At 60.6% G+C, this 8,277-nt stretch carries 8 protein-coding genes; 7 read left to right on the plus strand and 1 reads right to left on the minus strand.

Annotated elements, in window-relative coordinates; translation table 11 throughout:
- The first annotated feature begins 8 nt into the window (after positions 1 to 8).
- The 4 genes from NKI99_RS30490 to NKI99_RS30505 all read left to right on the plus strand — a co-directional run bounded on the left by NKI99_RS30490 (position 9) and on the right by NKI99_RS30505 (position 3,649).
- Positions 9 to 1,046: an ABC transporter ATP-binding protein gene (locus tag NKI99_RS30490; protein WP_128302533.1), complete on the plus strand. Its 1,038-nt coding sequence runs from the start codon at positions 9 to 11 to the stop codon at positions 1,044 to 1,046.
- Positions 1,043 to 1,930: an ABC transporter permease gene (locus tag NKI99_RS30495; protein WP_023808558.1), complete on the plus strand. Its 888-nt coding sequence runs from the start codon at positions 1,043 to 1,045 to the stop codon at positions 1,928 to 1,930. Before NKI99_RS30490 ends, NKI99_RS30495 begins: the two co-directional genes overlap by 4 nt.
- Entirely contained in the window at positions 1,923 to 2,714 is a 792-nt protein-coding gene (locus NKI99_RS30500; RefSeq protein ID WP_128302516.1) for an ABC transporter permease, read from the plus strand. The genes NKI99_RS30495 and NKI99_RS30500 overlap by 8 nt, the downstream gene beginning before the upstream one ends.
- 74 nt (positions 2,715 to 2,788) lie before the next feature.
- Positions 2,789 to 3,649, plus strand: a complete 861-nt coding sequence (locus NKI99_RS30505) for a phosphorylase family protein (RefSeq protein WP_352613256.1) — start codon at positions 2,789 to 2,791, stop codon at positions 3,647 to 3,649.
- A gap of 19 nt (positions 3,650 to 3,668) precedes the next feature.
- On the opposite strand, the gene NKI99_RS30510 is transcribed toward NKI99_RS30505, so the two are convergent.
- Positions 3,669 to 4,595 (minus strand): MBL fold metallo-hydrolase, encoded by a 927-nt coding sequence (locus tag NKI99_RS30510; protein ID WP_352613248.1) that lies wholly within the window; start codon positions 4,593 to 4,595, stop codon positions 3,669 to 3,671.
- A gap of 117 nt (positions 4,596 to 4,712) precedes the next feature.
- Here NKI99_RS30510 and NKI99_RS30515 point away from each other — a divergent pair, with 117 nt between their 5' ends.
- The 3 genes from NKI99_RS30515 to NKI99_RS30525 all read left to right on the plus strand — a co-directional run bounded on the left by NKI99_RS30515 (position 4,713) and on the right by NKI99_RS30525 (position 8,262).
- The gene (locus NKI99_RS30515) at positions 4,713 to 5,303 is read left to right on the plus strand and encodes a biotin transporter BioY (RefSeq protein ID WP_352613250.1); all 591 of its coding nucleotides are present in this window, start codon (positions 4,713 to 4,715) and stop codon (positions 5,301 to 5,303) included.
- Positions 5,304 to 5,667: 364 nt separating this feature from the next.
- Positions 5,668 to 6,945 (plus strand): sugar transferase, encoded by a 1,278-nt coding sequence (locus NKI99_RS30520; protein WP_352613252.1) that lies wholly within the window; start codon positions 5,668 to 5,670, stop codon positions 6,943 to 6,945.
- Between the two features lie 42 nt (positions 6,946 to 6,987).
- On the plus strand, positions 6,988 to 8,262 hold the full coding sequence (locus NKI99_RS30525) for a nucleotide sugar dehydrogenase (RefSeq protein ID WP_352613254.1): 1,275 nt from the start codon (positions 6,988 to 6,990) through the stop codon (positions 8,260 to 8,262).
- Positions 8,263 to 8,277 lie beyond the last annotated feature (15 nt).

Raw genomic sequence — 8,277 nt, forward strand, 5'->3', positions numbered from 1 at the left:
AGCACATGATGAAGTCGCTCCCGATCACCATCGACAGCGTGCGCAAGACCTACGGATCTTACGTCGCGCTGGACGATGTCTCGCTCGACATTCAGGCTGGCGAATTTCTCACGCTCTTGGGGCCGTCCGGATCGGGCAAGACCACGCTGCTCATGGCTTTGGCCGGATTTGTCCGGCCCGATTCCGGTAAACTTTTGTTGGACGATCGGGACATTACCCGCTTGGCCCCCAACAAGCGCGACATCGGCATAGTCTTCCAGAACTACGCCCTGTTTCCCCACATGAACGTTCTGGCAAATGTCGAGTATCCGTTGGTGCTGCGCAAGACGCCGAAAGCCGAGGCCCGCCAGAGGGCACTCGACACTTTGGCCCGCGTGAAGCTTGAAGGTTTGGCGGAGCGCAACATTGCCGCATTGTCCGGCGGCCAGCGCCAGCGGGTGGCGTTGGCGCGGGCGATCGTCTTTGAGCCACGCGTGATGCTGATGGACGAGCCGTTGTCGGCGCTCGACAAGAACCTGCGCGAAACCATGCAGTACGAGATCCGGCGTCTGCACGATGATCTGGGGATCACCACCATCTATGTGACGCATGACCAGCGCGAAGCGCTAATCATGTCCGACAGGATCGCGGTGATGAATTCCGGCCGCATCCAGCAGATCGATACGCCACAGCGGATCTATGATCGTCCATCGACCCGCTTCGTCGCGGAGTTCATGGGCGAGGCCAACATTGTGGCCCCGGGCTCGGCGCGCAGAATAGACGGCGCCGATGCGTCACGCGAAGCTCTGATGATCCGCGCGGAATGCTTCCATCTTGATGCGAAGCTCGTCGGGCCAGACGGGGTGGCCCTTGAGGGAACGCTGCGCGCCAAGGCGTTTCGTGGCGAGAACTGGCTTTTGACGCTGGCGCTTGACGGCGGGCAAGAGATACTTGTCTGCATTCCGGCGGCGCTGGCCAGCGGCTGCGCCGAACTAGCCGCCGGTCAGCGGGTGACCGCCTATGCACCAGCAGCGAAAGTTCACGCGATACCGGGAGTGGTAGCGTGACCGTCCTTGCCGATCCTGCGCTCGCGGCAGACGCGCGACGCGAGCGGCGGTTCTTCCTCTCGCTTTCACTGCCTGCGCTGTTCATCGTCGGACTGGCGGCGATACTGCCTATCCTATGGATCATCCGGCAATCCTTCCTGACCACGGGGGGCGAGTACACCGTCGGCAACTACGAGAAGGTGCTTTCGAGCGGGCTGACATGGTCGGCACTGGTCACAACCCTTGAACTGTCCCTGGGCACGCTGGCGATCTGCATTCTTCTCGGTACTCCCCTGGCGCTCGCCCTGGCCAGCGCCAGACCAAGGGTGGCCAATTTGCTGATGGCCTTCGTCATGCTGCCGTTGTGGACCTCCATTCTGGTGCGCACCTATGGCTGGCTCGTGCTGTTGCGGCGCGATGGCCTGATCAACGCAACTTTGACGGGTTCAGGCCTGACAGCTGAGCCATTGCCGCTGGTCTACAATTTCACGGGAACGCTGATCGGCATGGTTCACTACATGCTGCCGCTTTTTCTGCTGCCCGTTTATGCGGCGATGCGCGATATCGATGCAAACCTCGTCCGCGCGTCGGCGAGCATGGGCGCCACTCTCGGGCAAACGATCCGCACGGTCATCCTGCCGCTTTCGGCCGGCGGCATCTTCTCGGGTTCGATCATCGTCTTCATTTACACCATAGGGTTCTTCATCACGCCCGCGGTGCTTGGCGGCGGCAAGGTAAATCCCCTTTCCACCCGGATCGAGCGCACGCTATCGACCTTCCAGGATTGGGGCTCGGCGAGCGTCCTGGGCATTCTGCTCCTCGTTCTTATGGCGTTGGTGGGGGTGATGTTCCTGGCTGCGCGGCGGCTCATTGCCGGACGCAGCATCGGCACAGCCCATGCTTGAAGCCTATCCAGACAGCAGGCTGGCCCGCATCCTCCTGTGGAGCTTTTGTGCGCTCGTTATGGCGTTCCTGATGCTGCCGACGCTCGTCGTCGTCCCGCTCTCCTTTTCGGCGTCCAATCTTCTCGAGTTCCCACCGCGCGCATACTCGTTGCGCTGGTACGAGACTTTCTTCGGTTCGGCGACATGGATGGCCGCACTCAGGACGAGCCTGATCCTCGGCACATTGACAGCGATGATCACAGTGCCGCTGGGGCTTCTGGCCGGCATCTCGATCAACCGGCTCGGCGGAAAGGCCGCCGTAACCATTCAGGGCGTTCTGCTCACCCCGTCCATTGTGCCGGGGATCCTGCTCGCGATCGGTCTCTTCTTTGTTCTGGCGGCGCAACGTCTTGTCGGAACGCTGTTCGGTGTCCTGGTCGGACATGTGGTACTAGCCATTCCGGTCGCGTGCATTGTGTTGTTGCCCGCCTTGGCCCGCTTTGACTGGAACCAGGTTCAGGCGGCGCGCAGCCTGGGCGCAAACTGGGCGAGAGCCATTGGCGGAATAATTGTCCCCCAACTTCAGATCAGTCTGTTGTCGGCCACACTGATGGCCTTCCTGACCTCGCTAGACGAATCCGTCATTTCGATCTTCGTCGCGAGTGGTCAAAACAGCACGCTGCCGAAGCTCATGTTCCTGTCGCTGCGCGATCAGATCGACCCGACCATCGCGGCGATTTCGACCTTGTGGACCGTCATCGTCGTGGTCGTTGTCCTGGTCGTGACCCTTCGCCAAAAATCCTAAGCGAGACTGAAAACATGCCCAACAATCATCATGCAGCCGACGATCTGGCCGATCATTCAACGGACATACCCCAAGTGGGGTTGGCGATCATCACCGGATCGGCGAATTGGGGTCTCGCCTTTCCGGAAGATGTCGAAGTTGATGGCGTCCGCACCTTGCAGCGAGACATGAGTTTCCAAACGCCTTTCGGTCCCAGCGACAATTGGAAGCTGCTCGAATTCGATGCATCTATTACCGTCGAGGGCAAAACGAAACGTGCCCTGTGCATGTATTCGCACGGCAATCCCCGAGACCATATCGACCATTCCTGTCATCGCCGCGCGTTCTGGGTCTTGATGAAAGCGGGTGTAAGGCAAGTGCTGGCCTGCTCGACTGTTGGCGCCGTCAACAAGGCGATCCAGCCCGGCGACATAGTCGTAAACGCCGATATCATCGAACTGTCGCAGACCCCGTTTTCGCTGCTGCCTGGCCGCCAGAGCTTCGACTGCTCGGGCAAGCAGATCGTATGTCCAAGATGTGCGGCATTGTTGGCCGAGACCGCCCGGCGCCATTGGCCAGCCGAATGCCGCGTCCATGGCATCGAGCAGCAGTTGGTGGCTGCCCACTGCTACGGGCCGCGACTGACAACTCCCGCCGAAGCTCTGGCATATCGAAACATGGGAGCGGACGTGCTCAACCACTCGATCGCCCCTGAGGCCACCTTATCGCGCGAGATCGGCGCCTGTTTCGTGCCCCTGGCGTTCGTCACGGCCGGTTTCAACGACTATATGGACCGCGAGCGCCAGAAATTGCTGCAGGAGCACGTGCTGCCGAGCCTCTCCATGACAGCCTCGCGGGTTGCGCTGGAGACCGCGGCACGTCTTCCAACGGATCCCGAATGCTCTTGCCAGGGCTTGAAGTCGCCTCAGCCAGCAGAGCGCTCCAGCCGGTTCTAGAGCGAATGGCGCCGATAGCTTAGCCAGCCGGCGTGAAAATGCCGTCGATGGCCGGTGCGGCATCGGTCACAACCAGGCCGCGCGCCGTCAGATCCTCGAGATGGGCAAGCACCGACAATCCGGCGGCGCCATGCAGCCGCGGGTCGGTGTCCCTGTAGATCGCCTTGACCATATCCACGATCGTCCGGTCGCCCTCTTTGACCCGCTCCAGGATGGCACGCTCGCGCATCTTGCGATGCGTCTTCAACCCGCGCATGAAAGCCCGCGGTGCTGTCACCGGCCCGCCATGTCCGGGCAACAGCAAGCGGTCCCCGCGTTCGATCAAGCGATCCAGCGAGGCCATGTAGTCGGCCATCGCTCCATCCGGCGGGGCGACGATGGAGGTTGCCCAGGCCATGACATGATCGGCCGAAAACAAGATACCGATTCCTTCCAGCGCGCCAATTCTTTCCAGCGCGAATGCCGCATGATTGGCGGTGTGGCCCGGGGTCAGAACCGTCCTGATCGACCAGCCGTCGCCGTCGACCACCTCGCCGTCGGGCAGGGCGACATCAGGGACGAAACCCGTGTCGGCACTGGCATCGAGCGCATTGGTCTCGCCGATATGCAGGGCTCTTGCCGGCCGGTGCGGCCCCTCTGCCAGCACGAGGGCGCCGGTGCGCTCTTTCAGCCGGGCCGCCAGCGGGGAGTGGTCGCGATGCGTGTGGCTGACGAAGATATGGCTGACCGGCCGGTCTGCGATCACGCCGAGCAGGGTCCGCAGATGCGCCTCGTCATCCGGCCCCGGATCGATCACCGCCAGCGTATCGCGGCCAATTATGTAGCTGTTGGTGCCGTGAAAGGTGAAAGGGCTTGGATTGCGGGCCGTGATGCGCTGGACATCGGGCGCGACGTTCACCCCCTGGCCATAGAAGGGGTCGAAGCCGGTATCGAATTTCAGTGCCATGCATCGGTGCCTTGTTTCGGGAAACGGCAAAACCGATTGCCGCATAACACGCAAGCCAATATAGGAGGATGTGAGGCCGCGAACATCGGTGTGCGGCAATCGGATTGGGGAAATACCATGGCAATTGCAACTACGATGCGTCCGCTTGTTTCTCTGGCTCTGCCGCAAAATGGCGCGGCGCGGCTGGCAACGCAGCTTTTCCTGGCCATCGCCGGAACGCTTGTGCTGACCCTGTCGGCCAAGACCAAGGTTATGCTCGGGCCGGTCGACATTTCGATGCAGACGCTGGCCGTGCTGCTGATCGCCGCCGCTTTCGGCATGCGTCTCGGCGTCGCCACCCTGCTGCTCTACATGGCGGAGGGCGCCATGGGCTTCCCCGTCTTCCAGAGCACGCCTGAAAAGGGTCTCGGCATTGCCTACATGCTCGGCTCGACCGGCGGTTATCTCGCAGGCTTCGTGGTCATGGCGGCAATCGTCGGCTGGGCGGCGGATCGCGGCTGGGACCGCCATCCGATCAAGCTTTTCAACGCCATGCTGGTTGCCGAGGTCGTCATGATGGCGATGGGTTTCGCCTGGCTGGCGGCGCTGATCGGCCCGGAAAAATCGTGGCAGTTCGGCGTCGTGCCGTTCATCGTCGGCGACCTGATCAAGGTGGCTCTCGCGGCAAGCCTGGTGCCGGCCGTCTGGACGCTGCTCAAGCGCGGCTGAAGCGCGCGATCGAAGAAACGGCCAGGGGCAATCAAGCCACTGGCCGGAGCGGCGTGACTGGCCGATTTCCGGTCTGGTGTCCGCCAACCTCGATAGATTGTCGGTTATATCGCCCTAGACGCTGCGACATCTTCAGTAATGATCATTAAGCCGCTTTATTAGCCCAGGCTTTTCAATTCCCGCACTGTTGATCTGAGAAATAGATGCTTGCTGGCGCAGCCGCGCTGTCGTAGCTCTTGGTCTTCGACTGTATCGAATCGCCGGGGGGCGAGACGTCCGATTCGTTGTTGTGAGCGATCAGGTCAGATGCACTATCGCGCTGGTCTGTCGCCGACACGGCAGCTTCGGGGAAGGGGGGAAGACGTTGAATGTCGCAGCGTCGACTATTGTCGGAAGCCGGCACTTCCTGTTCAGGATTCGGTTTCAACTGCTTGGCGGACTGACATTCGCGATTTTTGCGCCGGCGATCATCCGGATTGTCTTCAATCCTGAATTTATCTATTCGGCCAATCTTCAGGTCACGGTGGCAGCTGCGGTCATCGCGCACCTTGTGGGCTTCTTGTCCTATCGCCGCATCGGAAATTTCCCGGGCGTGGCCGCGGCAAGTTACATCTTGCCGACATTTGCCCTGTCCTATGGGGCTGTTTTCCTGACCATCTTCTTTTTTCGGTTCGAGTACAGCCGGTTTCAAGCCGCCGCCAGTTTCACGCAGTCCACGCTCTGGTATTTCGGCCTGAGCCTGTTGACGCGGCGTCTCGATCCGTACCGGCTCGTCGTGATTCCCGGCGGAGATGTCGAGCGCCTCAAGACGTTACCGGGTGTGCATTGGTTTTGGATCAAGTCGACCAGTACGATAATCGAAAGAGCCAGCGGCGTGGTCGTTGATCTGCGTGCCGATCTTGGCGCGGAATGGGAACGATACATCGCGGATCGGGCCCTTTCGGGAACGCCCGTATACCACGTCAAGCAGGTCAGCGAGTCGCTGACCGGTCGGGTCGAGATCGAGCACCTGTCGGAAAACACGCTTGGTTCGCTCAATCCGAACCAAGCCTATCTCAAGATCAAGCAGGCGGTCGACTGGGTCTCGGCACTTGTCTTGATTATCGTTCTTTCCCCGGTTCTGGCGTTGATAGCACTGCTGATCCGGCTGGATTCCGATGGTCCCGCGCTGTTTCGCCAGCAACGCATGGGCTACCGGGGCAAGATCTGCACGGTCTACAAGTTTCGCTCGATGCGCCAGCACTCTGGCGCCGGCAGCGACAAGGAGAGGGCGATCACCATGCGCGATGATGGTCGCATCACCCGAGTCGGGCGTTTCCTGCGAAAGTCCAGGATCGACGAACTGCCGCAGGTCATCAACATCCTGCGTGGCGAAATGAGTTGGATCGGACCGCGACCGGAAGCTGTCGTGCTGTCACAGTGGTACGAGGCTGAGCTGCCATTCTATCGCTACAGGCATATCGTCAGGCCAGGCATAAGTGGGTGGGCACAAGTAAATCAGGGGCATGTGGCTGCCGTCGATGACGTTATGGAAAAATTGCACTATGATTTCTATTACATAAAGAACTTTTCGCCTTGGCTGGACGTTTTGATAACCCTCAAGACAATGAAAACGATGCTTACCGGCTTTGGTGCGAGATAACCAAGCGAAGCATGGCTCTGGAATAGTAAGCGCAGGAAGCAGATGGATCTCGCCTCTAGGAAAATAGCGATCATCGGGCTTGGCTATGTCGGCCTGCCGCTGGCGGTCGCCTTCGGTGCCGGCAGGGATGTCGTCGGTTTCGACATCGACCAGTCGAGGGTGGACGCGCTGAGGCGTGGCGACGACCATACGCTGGAAGCCAGCAGCGATGAGATCAGTGCTGCGTCGCGGCTGACATTCACCACCGACAAGGCCGATCTGCGCGATTGCGGGATTTTCATCGTCACGGTTCCGACGCCGATCGACAGGGCCAATCGTCCGGATCTGAAACCGCTGATCATGGCATCGACTTTGGTCGGTGAGGTCATATCGCCAGGCGCGGTGGTGATCTTCGAATCGACGGTCTACCCCGGCTGCACGGAAGAGGTGTGCGCGCCGCTGATCGAGAAACATTCGGGGCTGCGCTACAATGAGGGGTTCTTCCTCGGCTACAGTCCCGAGCGCATCAATCCGGGCGACCGCGAGCATCGGTTGCAAACGATCGTCAAGGTCACCAGCGGCTCGACGCCGGAAGCGGCCGAAGGTATCGATGCGCTCTATGCCTCGATCGTGCCGGCAGGCACACACCGTACCTCGAGCATTGCGGTCGCCGAAGCGGCCAAGGTCATCGAGAACACTCAGCGCGACCTCAACATCGCGCTGATGAACGAGCTGTCGCTTATCTTCGGCAAGCTCGGCATCGACACGTCCGAAGTGCTGGAAGCCGCCGGCACCAAATGGAATTTCCTGCGCTTCACGCCTGGTCTCGTCGGCGGCCACTGCATCGGCGTCGATCCCTACTATCTCACCCACAAGGCCCAGGAACTCGGCTATCATCCGGAGGTGATTCTTGCCGGCCGCCGTATCAATGACGGCATGGGTCAGCACGCGGCGGATCAGACGGCCCGCCTGATGATGCGCAAGGGAATACCTGTCGTTGGCAGCCGGATTCTGGTGATGGGCGCGGCCTTCAAGGAAAATTGTCCGGACCTGAGGAATTCCAAGGTCGCCGATATCGTTGCCCAACTGAAGGAATACAATGCCGGCATCGACATATGGGACCCCTGGGTCAACGTGCAGGAATGCGCGCGTGCCTTCGGCATAGCCAGCATGAAGGACATTCCCGATCAGCGCTATGACGGCGTTATCGTGGCCGTCGGCCACAGGCAGTTCCGCGCGCTGGGCGTCGACGGCCTGCAGGCGCTTTGCAAGACCCCGGGCGTCATCTACGACATCAAGGGTCTGTTCCCCAGGCATGTTACGGATGGGCGCTTCTGATGAGGGTTCTGGTCA

Origin of the sequence: Mesorhizobium sp. M0239 (assembly GCF_040321815.1) — a bacterium.
Classification (GTDB): Bacteria; Pseudomonadota; Alphaproteobacteria; order Rhizobiales; family Rhizobiaceae; genus Mesorhizobium.